Annotated in this window: 18 protein-coding genes; 12 read left to right on the top strand and 6 right to left on the bottom strand. The window is 64.8% G+C overall.

Translation table 11 applies throughout. From position 1 onward, the window contains the following. Positions 1–210: 210 nt before the first annotated feature. The 4 genes from QUV11_RS10625 (at position 211) to msrB (ending at position 4,058) form a co-directional block, all read left to right on the top strand. Positions 211–549: a P-II family nitrogen regulator gene (locus tag QUV11_RS10625; protein WP_300882453.1), complete on the top strand. Its 339-nt coding sequence runs from the start codon at positions 211–213 to the stop codon at positions 547–549. Positions 550–565: 16 nt separating this feature from the next. Then, on the top strand, positions 566–1,942 hold the full coding sequence (locus tag QUV11_RS10620; protein ID WP_289620077.1) for an ammonium transporter: 1,377 nt from the start codon (positions 566–568) through the stop codon (positions 1,940–1,942). A 293-nt stretch (positions 1,943–2,235) separates the two neighbouring features. After that, positions 2,236–3,474: a cytochrome P450 gene (locus tag QUV11_RS10615; protein ID WP_300882451.1), complete on the top strand. Its 1,239-nt coding sequence runs from the start codon at positions 2,236–2,238 to the stop codon at positions 3,472–3,474. An 80-nt stretch (positions 3,475–3,554) separates the two neighbouring features. Next, positions 3,555–4,058, top strand: coding sequence for a peptide-methionine (R)-S-oxide reductase MsrB (msrB, locus tag QUV11_RS10610; RefSeq protein WP_300882449.1), 504 nt, complete (start codon positions 3,555–3,557; stop codon positions 4,056–4,058). 252 nt (positions 4,059–4,310) lie between these two features. Here msrB and QUV11_RS10605 read toward each other — a convergent pair whose 3' ends face one another. The 6 genes from QUV11_RS10605 to lptF form a co-directional block, all read right to left on the bottom strand. Next, positions 4,311–5,717, bottom strand: coding sequence for a DEAD/DEAH box helicase (locus QUV11_RS10605; RefSeq protein WP_300882447.1), 1,407 nt, complete (start codon positions 5,715–5,717; stop codon positions 4,311–4,313). A gap of 322 nt (positions 5,718–6,039) precedes the next feature. After that, positions 6,040–6,240 (bottom strand): zinc-finger domain-containing protein, encoded by a 201-nt coding sequence (locus tag QUV11_RS10600; RefSeq protein ID WP_300882445.1) that lies wholly within the window; start codon positions 6,238–6,240, stop codon positions 6,040–6,042. A gap of 61 nt (positions 6,241–6,301) precedes the next feature. Then, entirely contained in the window at positions 6,302–8,071 is a 1,770-nt protein-coding gene (locus tag QUV11_RS10595; protein ID WP_300882483.1) for a long-chain fatty acid--CoA ligase, read from the bottom strand. 164 nt (positions 8,072–8,235) lie between these two features. Continuing rightward, positions 8,236–9,816, bottom strand: coding sequence for a polysaccharide biosynthesis protein (locus tag QUV11_RS10590; protein ID WP_300882443.1), 1,581 nt, complete (start codon positions 9,814–9,816; stop codon positions 8,236–8,238). Positions 9,817–9,825: 9 nt separating this feature from the next. Further along, positions 9,826–10,923, bottom strand: a complete 1,098-nt coding sequence (lptG, locus tag QUV11_RS10585; RefSeq protein WP_300882441.1) for an LPS export ABC transporter permease LptG — start codon at positions 10,921–10,923, stop codon at positions 9,826–9,828. A 9-nt stretch (positions 10,924–10,932) separates the two neighbouring features. Beyond that, entirely contained in the window at positions 10,933–12,138 is a 1,206-nt protein-coding gene (gene lptF, locus QUV11_RS10580) for an LPS export ABC transporter permease LptF (RefSeq protein WP_300882482.1), read from the bottom strand. A gap of 134 nt (positions 12,139–12,272) precedes the next feature. On the opposite strand from lptF, the gene QUV11_RS10575 reads away from it, so the two are divergent. The 8 genes from QUV11_RS10575 to QUV11_RS10540 all read left to right on the top strand — a co-directional run bounded on the left by QUV11_RS10575 (position 12,273) and on the right by QUV11_RS10540 (position 20,224). Further along, on the top strand, positions 12,273–12,800 hold the full coding sequence (locus QUV11_RS10575) for a DUF2141 domain-containing protein (protein WP_300882439.1): 528 nt from the start codon (positions 12,273–12,275) through the stop codon (positions 12,798–12,800). 5 nt (positions 12,801–12,805) lie between these two features. Next, a complete protein-coding gene (locus QUV11_RS10570) occupies positions 12,806–13,783 on the top strand; it encodes a diacylglycerol kinase family protein (protein WP_300882437.1) in 978 nt (325 codons plus the stop codon). Between the two features lie 165 nt (positions 13,784–13,948). Then, on the top strand, positions 13,949–14,848 hold the full coding sequence (locus QUV11_RS10565; protein ID WP_300882435.1) for a hypothetical protein: 900 nt from the start codon (positions 13,949–13,951) through the stop codon (positions 14,846–14,848). Between the two features lie 228 nt (positions 14,849–15,076). After that, positions 15,077–15,547 (top strand): SUF system Fe-S cluster assembly regulator, encoded by a 471-nt coding sequence (locus QUV11_RS10560; RefSeq protein WP_300882433.1) that lies wholly within the window; start codon positions 15,077–15,079, stop codon positions 15,545–15,547. After that, positions 15,544–17,040 (top strand): Fe-S cluster assembly protein SufB, encoded by a 1,497-nt coding sequence (gene sufB / locus QUV11_RS10555; protein ID WP_300882432.1) that lies wholly within the window; start codon positions 15,544–15,546, stop codon positions 17,038–17,040. Before QUV11_RS10560 ends, sufB begins: the two co-directional genes overlap by 4 nt. Positions 17,041–17,314: 274 nt before the next feature. Next, a complete protein-coding gene (gene sufC / locus QUV11_RS10550) occupies positions 17,315–18,055 on the top strand; it encodes a Fe-S cluster assembly ATPase SufC (RefSeq protein ID WP_300882430.1) in 741 nt (246 codons plus the stop codon). Then, the gene (locus QUV11_RS10545; RefSeq protein ID WP_300882428.1) at positions 18,055–18,816 is read left to right on the top strand and encodes a SufD family Fe-S cluster assembly protein; all 762 of its coding nucleotides are present in this window, start codon (positions 18,055–18,057) and stop codon (positions 18,814–18,816) included. The genes sufC and QUV11_RS10545 overlap by 1 nt, the downstream gene beginning before the upstream one ends. Positions 18,817–19,000: 184 nt before the next feature. Further along, complete coding sequence (locus tag QUV11_RS10540; protein WP_300882426.1) at positions 19,001–20,224, top strand: cysteine desulfurase; 1,224 nt, start codon at positions 19,001–19,003, stop codon at positions 20,222–20,224. Positions 20,225–20,241 lie beyond the last annotated feature (17 nt).

The following is a 20,241-nucleotide window of genomic DNA, read 5'->3' as shown; positions in this document are numbered from 1 at the left end:
TCCTTCGCTCCATTTTTGTGCAGATGCAGCAAAATGCCTGCCTAAAATTTGCACACCTGTTCGCAGGTGCACAAATTTTAGACTGATCGCCCCTGCGCGGCGTTAGCAATTCCTTAGGATTCCCCGCTCTGCCGGACTTGGCACGCCGCTTGCGTAGCATTCGGGTGGTGACGGGGCACAGCTCCGCAACAAAATAACAAAGGGGGCGTAATGAAATTCATCATTGCCATAATCAAACCGTTTCGGCTGGACGAGGTCCGCGAGGCACTGACCAGCCTCGGTATCGCGGGCATGACCGTGACCGAGGTCAAAGGCTTCGGCCGCCAGAAGGGCCAGACCGAAATCTATCGCGGCGCGGAATACACCACCAACATGGTGCCCAAGCTCAAACTTGAGATCGCAGCCAGCGACGACATCGCAGCGCAGGTGGTCGAAACCATCCAGGCGGCTGCCAACACGGATTCCATCGGTGACGGCAAGATCTTCGTTCTCGACCTCGCGGCGGCCACGCGCATCCGCACCGGCGAGACCGGCGACACGGCACTGTAAGGGGGATAGGGGAATGATGAAACCTTTGCACAAGATTGGCGCCACCCTCGGGACGGGCGCGCTGTCACTGATCGTATCGGCCCAGGCCTGGGCGCAGGAAGTGGCCGAAGAAGTGACCGAAGCCGCGCCTCCGGTCGCGGAAGCTGCCGCAGAAGTCGCGGCCGTCGTCGACAAGGGCGACACCGCCTGGATGATGATGTCCACCGTGCTCGTGATGGCGATGATCGTTCCGGGCCTCGCGCTGTTCTATGGCGGCCTGGTTCGCACCAAGAACATGTTGTCGGTGCTCACGCAGATCCTCGCGGTGGCAAGCCTCGCGATGATCATCTGGGTGATCTACGGCTATTCCACCGCGTTCGGACCCGAAGGCAACGCCTTTGTCAGCTGGGGCAACCTGTTCCTCGCGAACACCAATGCCGACTCGACCGCCGCGACCTTCTCGGACGGCTTCCTGATCCCCGAATATGTGTTCATCGCCTTCCAGATGACTTTTGCCGCGATCACCGTGGCGCTGGTGGTGGGCGGCCTTGTCGAGCGCATGAAGTTCTCGGCGCTGATGATCTTCGCCGCGGTCTGGCTGACGATCGGCTATTTCCCGATCGCGCATATGGTCTGGGCAACCGGCGGCCTGATCTTCGAAATGGGCGCGCTCGATTTTGCAGGCGGCACCGTGGTGCACATCAACGCCGGGATTTCGGCGCTGGTCGGTGCGATGATCATCGGTCCTCGCCTCGGCTACAAGAAGGACACCATGGCGCCGCACTCGCTGACCATGACGCTGATCGGTACCGGTCTGCTGTGGGTGGGCTGGTTCGGCTTCAACGCCGGCTCCGCGCTCGAAGCCAATGGTTCGGCTGGCCTGGCGCTGATCAACACCTTCGTCGCCACCGCTGCCGGCGTGCTGTTCTGGATGCTCACCGAGCGGGTCATGGGCCACAAGGGTTCGCTGCTCGGCGCATGTTCGGGTGCCATTGCCGGTCTGGTCGCGGTGACCCCGGCAGCCGGCAACAGCGGTCCGTTCGGTGCCATCCTGCTGGGTGCCATCGCAGCGATCATCTGCGCCTGGTTCGTGGTGTCGATCAAGCCCAAGCTTAGCCTGGACGACTCGCTCGACGCCTTCGGCATCCACGGCATCGGCGGCATCATCGGATCGATCGGCACCGCCGTCACCATGCTGCCTGCTCTGGGTGGCCCCGGCGCGGACGATTACGATCTGGGCGGCCAGCTGGTCATTCAGATCCAGGCTGTCGGCATCGCCGTGGTCTGGGCTGCCGTCGCCGCCGCCATCGCCTTCTACGTTGCCAAGCTGCTCACCGGCCTGCGGGTCTCCGAAGAGGTGGAGCGCGAAGGTCTCGACCTCGGCGAGCATGGCGAACGGGCTTACAATTACTGAGTTTTCGAGTTTGGTCTGTGGCGGGAACCGCTAGCTCCGCCACAGACCTCCATAGGTTCCTCCTGCGAACTGACAACTCAAGGCCGGGGTGGCAACATCCCGGCCATTTTTTGTGTTCGCGCCCCGCAGGCCGCCGCATCGCCGGAACATCCAGCCGCCGGATTCCGGTTGCAGTTCGAAACTGTATTGACAAAGCTGTCAGTAAGGTGAGACCTTAACCTCAGACCGCGGCAATCGCGGCGCCGCCGGGGCCATCGCACCCCGGAGATGTTGCGACACGCAAGGAGAGAGCCATGGCTACCGTTTTGAAAGACCCCGGCGCCGAGCTGACCTACGACATGAGCGACGCCGCTTTCTATGTCGAGGATCGCTGGCAGGCACCGTTTGCGCAGATGCGCGCGCAGGACCCGATCCATTGGACCGAGGGCGGAGCGTTCGGCGATTTCTGGAACGTGACCAGCCACAAGGCGATCCAGCATGTCGAGGCGCTGCCCGAAATCTTCTCGTCGTCCTACGAGTATGGCGGCATCACGCTCGCCGACCGGATCGAGGACGGCACCGATCTGGTGATGCCGATGTTCATCGCGATGGACCGGCCCAAACACACCGGCCAGCGCCGCACCGTCGCGCCCGCCTTCACGCCGACCGAAATCAAGCGCATGGCGGACGATATCCGCGCGCGCACCTCCGAATTGCTCGATACGCTGCCCTGGGACCAGCCGTTCGACTGGGTCGACACGGTTTCGATCGAACTGACCACGCAGATGCTCGCCATCCTGTTCGATTTTCCGTGGGCCGACCGCCGCAAGCTGACCGAATGGTCCGACTGGGCGGGCGACATCGAACTCGCGCACGACGAGGATTCGCGCCAGGAGCGGCTCAAGCATCTTTATGAGATGGGCGCCTATTTCAAGAATCTGTGGGACGCCAAGATCGACAAGGAGCCGACCCCCGATCTGATCTCGATGATGATCCATTCCGACGCGATGGCCGAGATGGACGAGCTGGAATTCATGGGCAACCTCATCCTGCTGATCGTTGGCGGCAATGACACCACCCGCAATTCGATGTCTGGGCTGGCTTATGGCCTGCACCATTTCCCCGAGCAGCGCGAAAAGCTCGAGCAGAACCCCGATCTGATCCCCAATGCGGTGCAGGAAATCATCCGCTGGCAGACGCCGCTGGCGCATATGCGGCGCACCGCGACCGCCGATTACGATCTGTTCGGCAAGTCCATCAAGAAGGGCGACAAGCTCGCTTTGTGGTATATCTCGGGCAACCGCGACGAGAGCGTGTTCGAGGATGCCGACAGCATCATCGTCGACCGCGAGAACGCCCGGCGCCATCTGGCGTTCGGCTATGGCATCCACCGCTGTGTCGGCGCGCGCCTCGCCGAACTGCAGATCGCGATCCTGCTCGAAGAGATGGCCAAGCGCCGGATGCGGGTCAACGTTCTCGCCGAGCCCGAGCGGGTGCGCGCGTGCTTCGTCCATGGCTATCGCTCGATGCAGGTGCAGCTGAGCAAATATTGAAGCCGGATTGTCGCCAGCTGCGTAACTGTGCCAGTGTTCGGGCCGAACAGGCCTGACCACTGGACACGGGATGACAGGATATGGACAGACGCACATTCTTTGAACGCGGGCTTTTCGGCGCAGCGGGGATAGGCCTGTTCGGGCTCGCATCGTGCGGCCTGGGCGGTGCGAGTGCGAAGTCCGGCACCAAGTTCGAGATCACCAAGACCGATGCCGAGTGGAAGCGCCAGCTGAGCGCGGACCAATATTATGTGCTGCGCAAGGAGGGCACCGAGCGCCCGTTCTCGAGCCCGCTCGACAAGGAAAAGCGCGCCGGGACGTTCATCTGCGCGGGCTGTCGCCTGCCGCTGTTTTCATCCAGAACCAAGTTCGACAGCGGCACCGGCTGGCCCAGCTTCTACGCGCCTTTGCCCAAGGCCGTGGGCACCAGCACCGACCGCCTGCTCGGCTATGCCCGCACCGAGGTGCACTGCCGCCGCTGTGGCGGGCATCTCGGCCATGTCTTCGATGACGGCCCCAAGCCCACCGGCAAGCGCTATTGCATGAACGGCGATGCGATGCTGTTCCGGGTGGGCGGGGCGTAGAGCAAAAAAACCCTCCCCGAGCTTGCTCGGGGAGGGGGACCGTTCGCGAAGCGAAGGGTGGAGGGGAAGCGAGATTGCGCTCCCCGCCCGGAATATACGATCCCGCTGCCCCTCCACCACCAGCTACGCTGGCGGTCCCCCTCCCCCAGCAAGCTGGGGGAGGATTTCCAACAAAAAAGGGGCACACGCCACTGCTGGCGCATGCCCCTCTCCCAACCCTCTCCCCTGAAGGGGAGAGGGCTCTAAATCTGATCAACCGATGCGCTTGACGCTGTCCTTGTGCGCGCCGACGCCGCCGACACGGGCTCCGCCGCCGCCGCCGCCGCCGCCACCGGGACGACCGCCGCCACCCGAACGGCCACCACCGCCGGGACGACCACCGCCGCCCGAGCGACGGCGATCGCCGTCACGCTTGGGGCCGTAGTTGCGGCCACCGGGGGCACCGCTGCCACGCTCGCCACCGCGACCGCCGCCGCCCGAATTTACGGGCGCCTTGGCCGGGGGTGGAAGCTGCGCTGCGGCTTCGCTGAAGCCCTTGGGCAGGGGCATCGGAACGGGCTTGACCTTGGTCAGCTTTTCGATGTCCTTGAGCAGGCCGCGCTCGTCGCCGCTGACGAACGCGATCGCGATGCCATCGGCACCGTTGCGCGCGGTCCGGCCGATGCGATGGACATACTGCTCGGCCACGTTGGGCAGATCATAGTTGAACACATGGCTGACACCGGTGATGTCGATGCCGCGCGCCGCGATATCGGTCGCGATCAGCACCTTGATCTCGTTGTCCTTGAACGCCTTCAGCGCTGCCGTCCGCTGGCCCTGGCTCTTGTTGCCATGGATTGCGGCGGAGCGGATGCCGGCACCTGCCAGCGCGCGCACCACCTTGTCCGCGCCATGCTTGGTGCGGGTAAAGACGAGCGTGCGTTCGGGGCGGATTTCCTGCAGCTTGAGCGTCAGCAGAGCCTGCTTTTCGCTCTGGCTGACGAAGGTGACATACTGTTCGACGCGTTCGGCGGTCGTCGCCTGCGGGGCGACTTCGACGCGCACGGGGTTGTTGAGGAAGCGCGCACCCAGTTCGGCAATCGCCTTGGGCATCGTCGCCGAGAAGAACAGGCTCTGGCGGTTCTTGGGGAGCATCGATGCGATGCGCTTCAGGGGAACGATGAAACCCAGGTCCATCATCTGGTCGGCTTCGTCGAGAACGAAGATCTCGACGTTCTCGAGCGTCACCGCGCGCTGTTCGATCAGGTCGAGCAGACGGCCCGGGGTTGCTACCAGCACGTCGGTGCCCGGAGCGAGCTTCTTCTTCTGCTGGAAGATCGGCACGCCGCCAAAGATGCAGTTGACCGACAGGTTGAGGAAGCGCGCATATTCGCGGATGTTCTCGGCGATCTGCGCGGCCAGCTCGCGGGTCGGCGAGAGCACCAGCATGCGCACGCCCTTGTGGGTGCGGCCCTTGGTTTCCTTGGCGAGGTGATGCAACGAAGGCAGCGAGAAGGCTGCGGTCTTGCCGGTTCCGGTCTGCGCGATGCCGAGCAGATCGCGGCCCTGCAACAATGCGGGGATGGCGTCCTTCTGGATCGGCGTCGGGGTGTCGTAACCCTTGGCGTCGAGCGCGCGGAGGATCGGATCGGCAAGGCCAAGTTCATGAAAAAAAGACATAATTTTACTCTATACAGAGCAAGGCGCTGGCCGGCCTCAAACGGGCGGCGCGCGCATTGCGGGGTTCAGAAGCTCCTGGAGATCCAAGAATTTCAGGAAAACGCCCCGCGTGAATTGGGATGTTTGGATCAAGCAGCGGGGTTTCATGACCCGGCCATTCGGACCTGCGCTTGATCCCATGGCGGGATCGCTACAGATCGACGTTCACGCTGCCGGTTCGTAAGGGGCGCCGGGAAGGATTCCCGTGCCTAGGCGCGCTGCTTGGAAGGCCATATGGCGGCAAGAGCGCCCGATAGCAAGGAAATTCGCGCTCTGGCGCGTGTCAGGCGGCTTCCTGGATGTCCGCAGGGCCACCGATCAGCACGAAACGCCGGTCGCAATAGCCGCATTCGACATAGCCCTTTTCGTCGATCTGCAGCCAGACGCGCGGGTGGCCAAGCGCTGCGCCGCCGCGAATCTCGCTCGCGCCATCGCAGGCGACGCGGGGGGTGTTGGTGCGGACGGTTTCAGGGGGCGTGATCATGGCTCGAGCGATTATCAAAGTTGCCGCGTTCGTGCAATCGGGCTTTCGCTGACGGTGCGGATCACGCCTTGTACAGACCGTCCAGCCGGTCCTGATAGCGGCCGCGGATGATGTGGCGGCGGATCTTCATCGACGGAGTCATCTCGCCATTCTCGATCGAGAACGGTTCGTCGGCAAAGGCGAACTGGCGCACCTTTTCGATCACCGACAGATCGGTATTGACCCGGTCGAGCGCCGCGCGCACCGCGGCCTTGAACGCCGGATTGGCCTGCAAGGCGGCGAAATCGACCTTTTCATCGTGCGCAGTGGCCCACTCCAGCGCCCATTCGGGGTCCGGCACCACCAGCCCGACGAGATAGGGCCGCCGGTCGCCGGTCACCATCGCCTGATGGATCTCGGGCTGCAGCGTCAGCATGCCTTCGACCTTTTGCGGCGAAACGTTGTCGCCCTTGTCGTTGACGATCAGATCCTTCTTGCGGTCGGTGATGGCGATGCGCCCGGCCTCGTCGATATGGCCGATATCGCCGGTGTGCAGCCAGCCATCCTTGAGGACGCGGGCGGTCTCTTCGGGGTTCTGCCAGTAACCGTGCATCACCAGTTCGCCGCGCACCAGGATTTCGCCATCCTCGGCGATCCGCACCTCGGTATCGGCAAGCGGCGGGCCGACGGTGTCCATCTTGACCCCGACCAATGGTCGGTTGCAGGCGATGATCGGTGCCGCCTCGGTCTGGCCATAGCCCTGCAGCAGCGTCAGCCCGAGCGAGTGGAAGAACACGCCGATCTCGGGATTGAGCGGTGCGCCGCCCGAGACCATCGCCTTGATCCGTCCGCCGAACCGCGCCTGGATCTTCGGCCTCAGGCTCTTCGACAGGATGAAGTCCATCGGCTTGTCGATCAGCCCGGCGCGCCCGCCCAGCTGCTTTTCGCCCAGCGCCATCGCGCGTTCGAACAGGAAGTTGGCGACCTTGCCCTGCTTCTGGATCTGCTTGAGAATGCGGGCGCGCAGCACCTCGAACAGCCGTGGGACCACGACCATCAATGTCGGGCGCACTTCCTCGATGTTGCTGGCGAGCTTCTCCAGCCCTTCGGAATAATAGATCTGCGCGCCCAGCCCGATCGGGAAGAACTGCCCGGCGCTGTGTTCATAGGCATGGGAGAGCGGCAGGAACGAGAGGAACACCTCGTCTTCCCAGCCGAAATCCTCGGCGATGACGCGGGTGGGGCCCGCGACGTTGTGCAGGATCGCGCCATGATGCTGCATCACTCCGCGCGGCGCGCCGCCGGTGCCGCTGGTATAGATGATGCACGCGGTGTCGCTGCGGGTGAGGCTCGCGGCATCGGCGCGCACCTGCGCCATCAGCTCTTCCTGGCGCGCAGGATCGCCGGTGACCAGATCGCTCCAGCTGTGGGTGCGGAAGCGGCTCGCCTGGCCGACCTTCATCGGCTCCATGCCGATCACGTGCCAGGCGTTGCCCGCGCGCAGCACCGCAGGCAGCAGCGTCCTGGCGAGCTTGGCGTTCGACACGATCACCGCCCGCGCCCCAGAATTGTCGAGGATATGCTGGTGGTCGCGTTCGGTGTTGGTGGTGTAGGTCGGCACGGTGATGCAGCCCGCTGCCATGATCGCCAGATCGGCGATGCACCACTCGGGGCGGTTCTCGCTGACCAGCATCACCCGGTCGCCGCGCGCCAGCCCCATGTCCTTGAGCGCGTGGGCCAGTTCCGCGACCTGCCCTGCCGCCTGCCGCCAACTGATCGAGCTCCAAACCCCGCCACGCTTGGCCCACAGGAACGGTCGCTCGCCCAGTTCGTCGGCGCGGGCAAAGAACATGGCGACCAAGTTGTCGAACTGCGCAAACTGATCGAGGGACGTGTTGGCGATCACCGGTATTGGGCTCCTCAAATGCCGCGCTTTGGCGTGCGGTCTGGTGTCGACGGGTCTAGCGGGCTTTGGTTGCAGGGGCAATCAGTGCTGACGGCGCAAATCCGTGCGGATCAGATTCTCAAGGTGTGCCGAGCCTTGCCCAATGCCGCCTTGTCCTCCGCATCCAGTCCCAGCTTCAGCCCCAGCCACACCAGCGGCAGGAACAGCGCGAACTGTACCCCGGCGCGGGCGGCGGTGGGGATATCGTGCAGCGCCAGACCGACCAGCCACAGCATCCCCAGCCCGGCGATGCCGGTGGCCAGCGCCCGCAGGAAATGGGTGTCGAACGGGCCCAGCCGGTCACTCCACCACAATTCGCCGACCGCCGCCCAGCTCGATACGATCACGCCCGCGCTGACCGCCAGGGCCATGCCCGTCGCGCCCAAAGACGGCACCGTCAGCCAGCCGACGAGAGCGGCGATGCCGATCCCGGCCAGCGAGTTGGCCAGTGGCAGCAAGCGGTGTCCGGTCATTTCGACGATCGGGGTCGCCGCCCCCAGGATCGTCTCGCCCGCCCTGCCGACCAGCAGCACCACCAGCACCGGCAGCGCTGCGGCAGCTTCTGGCGAGAACAGCAGCAGCAGCGCATCGCCGCCCGCAATCATCACCCCGGTCAGCGGTAGCACGACGATCGCCGCCAGCCGGTTGGCGAAGCGATACAAAGGCGCGATCTCGGCAGGATCGGCGGCGCCCTGCGCGGCGGTCAGCGGGGCGAGGACATAGAGGAAGGTCTGGCGCACGATCAGCGGCACCGAGGCGATCTTGCGGGCGATGCCGAACAAGCCGGCAGCCACCGCGCCTCCCGTTCCGCTGAGCACCAGACCCAGCAGCACCGGAGGCAGATCGTTGAACGCGCGGCGGGCCAGGTTGGGCGGCATCGTCGCCAGCCCGCTTTTGAGCGTGTCGCGGCGCAAGGCCTTCGCCATCGGCGCGCGCCACAGCAGGGCAAGATCGTAATAGCGGCCGAGCAGCCGCACCGAGAGCCACGCGGTGATCGCCAGCGATGCGACATGCGCGATGAACAGGCCGAACAGCCGCACGCCCAGCGCATACAGCGCCACCGCGACGATCAGCCGCGCGATCTGCTCCCAGAAGATGCGCAGGCGAATCTCGGGGCCGAAGGCGCGCTTGGCGCGGGCGGCGGCGGTCGCGATCTCCAGCGCGACGGTCAGCGGCAATGTCCAGATGAACAGGGCGATCAGCTGCGGCAACACCGCACGCACCGCGGGATCGGCGGCGAAGGCTGGTGCGATCCATGGCGCTGCGAGCGAGACGGCCAGCGCCAGCAGGCCTGAGGGGATCACCGTCACCAGCAGCGCATAGCGCACCGCGCCATGTTCCGCCTCGCGGCTGGGTGCCGACGGAACCGAGCGTTGCAGCCCTTGCGCCAGCGACAGCGTGGTGACCGTCGCCAGCAGGTTCACCGCCGCCCACAGCACGATATAGGTGCCATAGGTCGCAAGCCCGAACATCCACACAAAGGCGGGCTGGGTGATGATCTCGATCACCGCGCCCATGCGCGCAAGCCCGGTCAGCGCCGCGCCGCTGGCGACATCGGCCCGGCTGACTGCGGGGCCGCTGGCGGGGTTTTCGCGGGGGCTGGCGACCGGGTCGGCGGGGGGCTGGGCAGGGTCCTGGGGATGCGGGGCCACGATTGCGGCCTATTCCTCGGTACGGATCAGCACGGTTTCCCCGACCATCAGGAACAGCAGGAACGGAGACCATGCGGCGAGGAACGGCGGGTAGGCGCCGAGATTGCCCATCGCCAGCGCGAAGTTGTCGGCGACGAAATAGGCAAAGCCCAGCCCCATGCCGATCACCGCACGCACGAACAACTGGCCCGACCGGGCAAGCCCGAACGCGGCCACCGCGCCCAGCAGCGGCATCAGCAACGCCGACAGCGGCCCGGACAATTTGTGCCAAAGGTTCGATTCGAGCGAGGCAGTGGGACGGCCCGCTTCCTTCAGTTCCTCGATCGCCGACCACAATTGAAGGAACGACAGGCCTTCGGGGTTGACCTTGCTCAAGGTGAACTGGTCAGGGCGCACGCCGCCTGCGGTGGTGATGTTGCCCAAAGCCTGCTTCTGCCCGGTGCCGACATTGAACTGGCTGGCATCGGTCAGCTGCCAGCCGCTGCCGGTATAGACGCCCTGGGTAGCGGTGACGATGCGCGCCAGGCCGCCCTGGCTGTCACGCGCATAGACGGTGATTCCGGTGAGCCGGGTGGCAGCGCCGGTGCCCTCGACGGTATCGGCCTGGATGATATTGTCGCCATCGCGCACCCAGATGTTGGCCTTGACGTTGGAATCGCGCGGGATCGGCCCGAACTCGGCCTGCTCCCATGCGCTCAGCGTCGCAGTCGCGCGGCTGAGGATGCGCTCGGAAAACACGAAGGTGATCAGCGAGACTCCCAAAGCCGCGATCAGCAGCGGGGCGAGCACCTGGTGGGCCGATAGCCCCGAGGCTTTCATCGCCACCACTTCGCTGTTCTGGTTGAGTGTCGCCAGCGTGATGATCGTCGCGAGCAGCACCGAGAACGGCAGCACCAGATCGATGATCTGCGGCGCGCGCAGGCTGATATAGGTCAGAAGCTGCGCCTGCCCGTTGCCGGGATAGGCCAGGATCTTGCCGCTTTCACCGAGCAGGTCGAGCGATTGCAGCACCAGGAACAGCAAGGCCGCCACCGCCAGGATGCTGGTGAGGAACTTGCGTGCCATATAGACGGCCACGGTGCGCGAGGGGAAGAATTCCATCTGCATGATCCCGCGCTATTCCTGGAACGACCGTTTGCGGCCAAAGCTGAAGAGCCCCTTGATCGCGGTGCCCGATTTGGCGAACAGTTTCTCCAGCGTGCCGATCGGCTGGCCGCCGGGAACGAAGGCGACCTGATAATACATCCAGCCGATCAGCGCGGCGAACAGCGAGAAGGGCAGCCACAGGGCGATGATCGGGTCGACCAGCCCCAGCGCACCCACATCTTCGCCATATTCGTTGATCTTGTGATAGGTCACGATCATCACGATCGACAGGAACACGCCCAGCGCCGATGTCGAGCGTTTGGGCGGGATCGCCAGCGCCAGCGCCAGCAGCGGCATCAGCAGCATCATGACGACCTCGACCATGCGGAAGTGGAAGTTGGCGCGGGTCTGGTTGCGCTGCTGTTCGGGGATGTTGGCATCGCCGCCGATGCGGACCAGTTCGGGGATAGTGTATTCGCGGTCCTTGCCGCCGCCGCGACCGCGGAAGGATTCGATCTTGGGCAGGTCGATCGGCAGGTCGTGGTTTGAAAAGGTCAGCACGCGCGGCGTCTCATAGTCAGGCGCGCTGTGAATCAACGTCCCGTTGGTCAACCGCAGGATGATGGTGTTGGGATCATCGGTCGCGAGGAACTTGCCCTGTTCGGCGCTCACCGCCAGCGCGGTTCCCGAGCGGGCCTCGGCACGCACGAAAATGCCATAAAGCTCGCGCCCGGTGTCGCGGCTCTGCTCGATTCGCATCGTCATGCGGTCGCCCAACTGGGTGAATTCGCCGACCTTGATCGATGCGCCCAGCGCGCCCGAGCGCAGTTCGAAGCCCAGCTCCTCATAGGCATAGCGTGCTTGGGGCTGGATGTACCCGACCAGCGCCAGGTTGATCAGCATCAGCCCGACCGCGAACATGTACGGCACCCGCAGCAGCCGGGTGTAGCTCAGCCCCACCGCGCGGAACACGTCGAGTTCCGAGGACAGAGCGAGCTTGCGGAAGGCGAGCAATATGCCCAGCAGCAGGCCGATCGGGATGCCGAGCGAGAGATATTCGGGAATCAGGTTGGCGAGCATGCGCCATACCACGCTGACCGGGCCGCCCTGCGCTGCGACGAAATCGAACAGCCGCAGCATCTTGTCCAGCACCAGCAGCATCGCGGCGATGACGAGCGTGCCGACCAGCGGAAAGAACACAAGGCGACCGATGTAAGCGTCTGTGGCGGTTATCAATTTCAACTTATTGTCGCCCTGTCACCATGATTTGGCCGCAAACGCTTCCCATAAGCAGACGGGTAAAGGGGGCTCATCAGCCAAACCGCGCCATCCGGAGCGGACCGGCTATAGCTTCTGGGATTGATTACGTCATGTTCAAAATTGCGGCAAAATCACTGGCCTTCGTGGCTGCGGGCGGCATCGCCTTTGCAGTGTCCGTGCCTGTGGCCAGCGCGCAGCGACAGGAAATCTCCAACGACATGCGCAAATGTGGCGCCGGTGCGGCCGGTCCTGCGGTGCAGGTGGAGGTCAGCGGCTTCAAGGCGAATACCGGCCGGATCAGGGTTCAGTCCTATCCCGCCACCAAGGGCAGCTGGCTGGAAAAGGGTGCCTGGATCAACCGCATCGACATGCCCGTCTCGCCGCGGAGCGGCAAGATGGCGTTCTGCGTGCCCGTGCCCGAAGCCGGCACCTATGGCATCGCGGTGCGCCACGATGTCGATGGCAGCGGCAAGTCCGGCTGGAACGACGGCGGCGGTTTTTCGAACAACCCCTCGCTTTCGCTGCTCAGCCTCAAGCCCTCTGCAAACAAGACCGCTATCCGGGTCGGTTCCGGCGTAACGCGCATCTCGGTGGTGTTGAACTACCGCCAGGGCATGACGATCAAGCCGATAGGATAACCTGAATGACCCTCGTTGCGCTGATTTCCAATCCACGATCCACCGGCAACAAGGCCCTGTTGCCGGCGGTGCGTGATTATTGCGCACGCAACCCGGACATTTTCCATTACGAGGTCGAAGAGGTCCACCAGATCGCCGACGCCCTGCGCGCGATCGCTCTGGTCAAGCCCAAGGTGCTGGTGATCAACGGCGGCGACGGCACGGTGCAGGCGACGCTGACCGAGCTGTACCATGGCAGCCATTTCGGCAAGAACCCGCCGCCGGTCGCGGTGTTGCCCAACGGCAAGACCAACCTGATCGCGCTCGATCTGGGCGCCAGCGGCAAGCCCATCCCGACGCTTGAGCGCATCGTCGACATCGCGCGCAACGATCTGGAAAGCCACATCGTGGTGCGCCAGCTGATCGCGCTGACCGATGGCGAGGATGGCCGTCCGGTGCTGGGCATGTTCATGGGTGGCGCAGGGCTTGCCGAGATCATCCTTTACTGCCGCCAGAAGATCTATCCCCTGGGTCTGCCCAATCCGGTGAGCCATTTCATCGCCGCGGTCGCCGGGCTGCTCACCATGCTGTTCGGCCTCACCGCCAAGTTCCTGCCGATCACCCGGTCGGCGCTGCGGATCTCGTACTTCCAGAAGGGCGAGCTCAACGGCAGCTTCCTGGTGGTGATGGTGACGACGCTGGAAAAGCTATTGTTGGGCAGCAGGGCGGAAAGCGACACCTCGCCGACCGGGCATCTGAAGTTCATCGCGGTCGAACACAACCGCGCGGGGCTCACCACTTTGCTGATCGACACGCTGATGGGCCGCTTCGGCACCCGGCGCGGGCGCGGCGTGCATCTGGCGCGCGAGGACATGATCCGCATCGATTCGGACCGCAGCCGCAGCCGCGTCGTGCTCGACGGCGAAATTTTCGAGGCCAGCGCGGGCAAGCCGATCATCCTGCGCTCGACCGACCCGGTGCCCTTCCTGCGGCTGGCGGCTTGACCTGAAGACTGTTTTCCGGTGCACGCCGGAATCCAGTGCGGTCTGCTCTGCCATTACCGTTTTTCGTCATTCCCGCGAACGCGGGAATCCCGCTATAGACGCGACGTTTGCAAGGTAGCGGGACCCCCGCGTTCGCGGGGGTGACGAACACATTTGGACGGTGGTGTGAACTCTCTCAAATCCCTGATCGCTGCCGAGATCGACCAACCGGTCGACCCCCGTGTCGCCGCCTTTGCCGCCGAGCTCGTCCGCCCGTTCGGCACCACCGCGCGCGCGGTGATCTTCTACGGATCGTGCCTGCGCGAGGCGCAGCTCGATGGGCTGATGCTCGATTTCTACGTGATCGTCTCGGACTATGCAGCGGCCTATCGCCAGGCTGGTAAAGGCGGGTGGATGGCGCGCGCCAATGCGCTGATCCCGCCCAATGTCTTCCCGGGAGCATTCGACAATCTCGCCGCGAAATACGCGGTGCTGTCCGAGGCGGACCTGGCGCGCGCGTGCTCGATGCAGGCGCGCGATGTCTCGGTCTGGGCACGGTTTGCGCAGCCGGTCCGGCTGGTGTGGAGCGCGGACGATGCCGCGCGCGGCGCCGCGCTCGATGCGCTGTGCGATGCGCCGGTCACGCTGCTGCGCCACGCCGCGCCGCTGACCGATCCAGCCTCGGCCGATTCTCTCGCCGCCTGGCGCACCGGCTTTACCCGAACTTATGGCGCCGAACTGCGCGCCGAGCGCGGCGACCGCCCCGACAAAGTGGTCGATTTCGCGCCTCACCACTACGCCATGGTCGGCGAAGCGATTGCGCACGAATATCCCGATATCGCCGCGATGCCCCGTTCCGAGGCAGAACAACGCTGGGCGCAGCTCAGGCGCCGCGGCAAAAGGCTCACGGTGGCACGCCTCGCCAAGGCGAGCTTCACCTTTGCCGGCGGGATCGATTATCTCGCCTGGAAGATCAACCGCCACGCGGGCACGCAGATCGCGATCAAGCCCTGGCAGCGCAAATGGCCGCTGGTCGCGGCGATCGTGCTGGTGCCGAAGCTGCTGCGATCGGGCGCGGTGAAGTAGCGCCCGAAAATCCTCGCCGGGACGGGGAGGGGGACCGTTCGCGCAGCGAATGGTGGAGGGGCAGCGGGATGGATCAGCCCTTCTTGAATCGCACCCGGACGCTTCCCCTCCACCACTGCGTGGTCCCCCTCCCCGTGCCGGGGAGGATTATAACAACCCTTGATTTTCCTGCCCAAAACATCCATCTCGTAATCGGAACGATTCACTCCGATTAACGGGCCAAGCCTTATGCGCATGTCCAGTCTTGCCGATTATGCCGTGGTGCTGATGAGCGCCGCTGCGCGCCATTGCGGCGGGATGCGGTGCAATGCGCGGGTGCTGGCGACCGAAACCGGGCTGCCCTTGCCCACCGCGCAGAAGCTGGTGAGCAAGCTGTCCGCCGCTGGCCTGATCGAATCGGTGCGCGGCGCGGGCGGCGGTTTCCGCCTGTCGCGCCCGCCCGCTGCGATCACGCTCGCCGATATCGTCGAGGCGGTCGACGGCCCGATCGAGATCACGGTGTGCGCAGGCGAGCACGCCAGCGATTGCGCGATGGAGGGCAGCTGCCATGTCCGTCCGCACTGGCAGATCGTCAACCGCACCATCCGCTCCGCGCTTGCCGGGGTAACCTTGGCTAGCCTGGGCCAGCATATCCCCGATCCCAAGCGCCCCGAACATGCGCTCGACCTCAAGAAGGTCGGCGAAAGGACCTCAACGTGACCGACGACAGCACCCCTGCCGACACCAAGACGCGCGACGCCGATGCGTGGGCCGCCGCCGAAAAGGCGAGCACCTATGAATGGGGCTTTTCGTCCGCGATCGAGCAGGAAATGGCACCCAAGGGGCTGACCGAGGACACCGTGCGCTATATCAGCGCCAAGAAGAACGAGCCCGAATGGATGCTCGACTGGCGGCTGAAGGCGTTTCGCATCTGGCAGACGCTCGAGACCCCCGATTGGGCCAAGCTCAACGTTCCGCCGATCGATTATCAGGACGCCTATTATTACGCCGAGCCCAAGGCCAAGCCCAAGCTGGGTTCGCTCGACGAGGTCGATCCCGAAATCCTCGAGGTCTACAAGAAGCTCGGCATCCCGATCGAAGAGCAGAAGGTTCTCGCCAATGTCGAGGGCGCGCGCCGCGTCGCGGTCGATGCGGTGTTCGACTCGGTCTCGGTCGCGACCACTTTTCGCGAGGAACTTAGCCGTGCCGGCGTGATCTTCATGTCGATCAGCGAGGCGATCCGCGAATATCCCGACCTGGTCAAGAAGTGGCTGGGCAAGGTCGTGCCGGTGCGCGACAACTATTTCGCGACGCTCAATTGCGCGGTCTTTTCCGACGGCACCTTCGTCTACATCCCCGAAGGCGTACGCTGCCCGATGGAGCTGTCGACCTATTTCCGTATCAACGCGGAGAACACCGGCCAGTTCGAACGCACCCTGATCATCGCCGACAAGGGCAGCTATGTGTCCTACCTCGAAGGCTGCACCGCGCCGCAGCGCGACGAGAACCAGCTTCACGCCGCCGTGGTCGAGCTGGTCGCGATGGACGATGCCGAGATCAAGTACTCGACCGTGCAGAACTGGTACCCCGGCGACGCCGAGGGCAAGGGCGGGATCTACAATTTCGTCACCAAGCGTGGGCTGGCGCAGGGCGCGCGCTCCAAGATCAGCTGGACGCAGGTTGAAACCGGGTCTGCCGTGACGTGGAAATATCCGTCGTGCGTGCTCAATGGCGAGGACAGCGTGGGCGAGTTCTACTCGGTCGCGGTGACCAACAATTACCAGCAGGCCGATACCGGCACCAAGATGATCCACAACGGCAAGGGGTCGCGCTCGACGATCGTGTCGAAGGGGATCAGCGCGGGACGCAGCAACAACACCTATCGCGGACTGGTGCGCGTCGCGCCGGGCGCGGAAGGCGTGCGCAACTTCACCCAGTGCGATTCGCTGCTGCTCGGCGACCAGTGCGGCGCGCACACCGTGCCGTATATCGAGGTGCGCAATCCTAGCGCGCAGATCGAGCATGAGGCGACGACCAGCAAGATCAGCGACGATCAATTGTTCTACGCGATGCAGCGCGGGCTGAGCGCCGAAGAAGCGGTGGCGCTGATCGTCAACGGTTTTGCGCGCGAAGTGCTCAAGCAGCTGCCGATGGAGTTCGCGGTCGAGGCGCAGAAGCTGCTGGGGATCAGTCTCGAAGGTTCAGTCGGATGATCGAGGCCCAACAAATCCTCCCCGGAACGGGGAGGGGGACCATCCGCAGGATGGTGGAGGGGAAGCGAGATTGCGCTTCGTCACCATCTGTCCTCCGCACCCGCTACCCCTCCACCACGCCGCTGCGCGTCGCGGTCCCCCTCCCCGGAACGGGGAGGATTTGGACGCATCGCTATCGGCGCAGCCCCCTCTCCCAGCTTCGACTAGGCTCGCTTCGCTCACCAAGTCTGCGCAACCCTCTCCCTCAAGGGGAGAGGGGAAGAATGGAAAACTGATGCTTACGATAACCAACCTCCACGCCACCATCGGTGGCACCGAAATCCTCAAGGGCCTCTCGCTCACCATCAACGCGGGCGAAATCCACGCGATCATGGGGCCGAACGGCGCGGGCAAGTCGACGCTGGCGTATACGCTGGGCGGACGGCCCGGGTACGAGGTGACCGATGGCACCGCGACGTTCGACGGGCAGGATCTGCTCGCCCTCGAACCACACGAGCGTGCGGCGGCCGGCCTGTTCCTCGGCTTTCAGTATCCGGTCGAGATCCCCGGCGTCTCCAATTTGCAGTTTCTGCGCGAGAGCCTCAATGCGCAGCGCCGTGCACGCGGCGAAGAGCCGCTTTCGGGCGCGGAGTTCATCCGGCTCGCCAAGGAAAAGGCCGGGCTGCTCAAGATGGACATGGACATGCTCAAGCGGCCGGTGAACGTCGGCTTTTCGGGCGGCGAGAAGAAGCGCAACGAGATGGTGCAGATGGGGATCATCGATCCCAAGCTGGCTTTGCTCGACGAGACCGACTCCGGGCTCGATATCGATGCGCTGCGGATCGTCGGCGAAGGCATCAATACGATCATGCGCAAGCCCGATCGCGCGGTGCTGCTGATCACGCATTATCAGCGGCTGCTCGATCTGGTGAAGCCCGATTTCGTGCACGTACTCGCGGGCGGACGCATCGTCCGCAGCGGCGGCGCGGAGCTCGCGCTCGAGCTCGAGGAACAGGGCTATGAGGCGGTAGCGTGATGACCAACGTCATCCCGCTCCCCACCCGGCGTGACGAGGCCTGGCGCTATGCCGATCTCGATGCGCTCGCGCGTGTCTGGGGCGATGTGCCGCAGGGGCCTGAGCGGATCACCGTGGCCGCGGGTGAAACACTGGCCAAGCAGATCGTGCTGCCGGTGGCGATGTCGGGCGTCTCGATCGTCGATCTCGATGTCGTGATCGAAGCCGGAGCGACGTTCGCGCTGCATCTGCTCGCCACCGACGCCGATTACGGCCGGATGAGCGTCAATGTGCTGCTGCACGAAGGCGCGCATTTCGAGATGGGCGGCGCGATCCTGGGCAACGGCGAGCAGACGCTCGAGATCGTGACGCAAGTCAACCATGCGCACCCCAATGCCACCAGCAACCAGGTTGTGCGCAGCGTCCTTGCGGGGCACGCCACCGGATCGTTCCTGGGCAAGGTCGCGGTCGCGCGGCATGCGCAGAAGACCGATGCCTCGCAGTCGGTCAAGGCGATGCTGCTCGACCGCACCGCGACCGCCAATGCCAAGCCCGAGCTCGAGATCTACGCCGACGACGTCAAGTGCGCGCACGGCGCGACCGTGGGCGAACTCGACAAGGCGGCTTTGTTCTACATGGCCGCGCGCGGTCTCCCGCCGCAGCTGGCGCGCAAGCTGATGCTGCAGGCGTTCATCGCCGATGCGTTTGTCTCGCTTGACGATGATGTCGCGCGCGAAGCGATCGAGTCGCGCGCGCTGGCTGCGCTCGAGGGATTGGTGTGATGATGATGCCGCTCGCCATTCATTCCCCCTCCCCCCTTGCGGGGGAGGGTCGGGGAGAGGGGGTCGGGCGTGTCGGCTCGATGCCGACGCGCGCGATTAGCGGTCGCATCCACCCTCTCCCGGCTTCGACTAGGCAGCAAGCTGCCAAGTCTGCGCAGCCCTCTCCCGTCAAGGGAGAGGGATTATGAGCGTGCTCGCACCCTCCCGCCTGCTCGACCACCGCGCGGACTTCCCCGGGCTGGTCACCGCTACGGGCGAACCCTGGCATTACCTCGACACCGCCGCGACCGCGCAGAAGCCGCGGGCCGTGATCGATGCGATCGCGCGCGCGTATGGCGAGGATTACGCGACCGTCCACCGCGGCGTCTATGCGCGCTCGGCGAACATGACGGTGTTGTACGAAGGCGCGCGGCGCAAGGCGGCGGCGTTTATCGGCGGGCGCGACGACGAGACGATTTTCGTGCGCGGCGCCACTGAAGGCATCAACCTCGTCGCGCAAAGCTGGGGCGGCGAGAACCTCAAGCCCGGCGACCGGATCATGCTCAGCCAGCTCGAGCATCACAGCAATATCGTCCCCTGGCAGATGGTCGCCGAGCGCACCGGTGCCGAGATCGACGTCGCTCCGCTGACCGAAGACGGCCAGATCGATCTCGATGCGATGGCAGCGATGCTCACCGAGCGGCACAAGATGGTCGCGCTGGCGCATGTCTCCAACGTGCTGGGCAGCGTGCTCGATGCCAGGCGCGCGGCGAAGCTTGCGCACGATGTCGGCGCGCTGCTGCTGCTCGATGGCTGCCAGGCGGTGCCGCGGCTGCCGGTCGATGTCGCTACGCTCGACTGCGATTTCTATGTCTACTCCGCGCACAAGCTTTACGGCCCGACCGGGATCGGCGTGTTGTGGGGCCGGGCTTCGCTGCTCGATGCGATGCCGCCGTGGCAGGGCGGCGGCGCGATGATCGACCGCGTGACTTTCAAGCGCACCACCTACGCCCCGCCGCCGCAGCGGTTCGAGGCAGGCACCCCGCATATCGTCGGTGCCTCCGGACTGGCCGCAGCGATCGATTATGTCGAGAGCATCGGTGTCGAGGCGATCCACGCGCACGAATGCGCATTGGTCGCCGAGGCGCAGGACGCGCTTGGCCAGATCAACGCGATCCGCGTGTTCGGACCCAGGGACAGCGCCGGGATCCTGTCGTTCGCGATGCAGGGGGTTCACCCGCACGATATCGGCACCATATTGGATGAAGCACACGTCGCGATCCGCGCCGGGCACCATTGCGCGCAGCCGCTGATGGACCATCTCGGCGTTCCGGCGACCGCACGCGCCAGCTTTGGCGTCTACAGCAACAGTGATGATGTCGAGGCGCTGGTGCGCGGGCTCGACAGGGTGCGCAGGATTTTCGGATGATGCAGGAAGAGGACGCG

It is taken from the genome of Blastomonas sp., assembly GCF_030373265.1.
In the GTDB taxonomy this organism is placed as follows: Bacteria; Pseudomonadota; Alphaproteobacteria; order Sphingomonadales; family Sphingomonadaceae; genus Blastomonas.
This window is presented reverse-complemented; position numbering and strand designations above follow the sequence as displayed.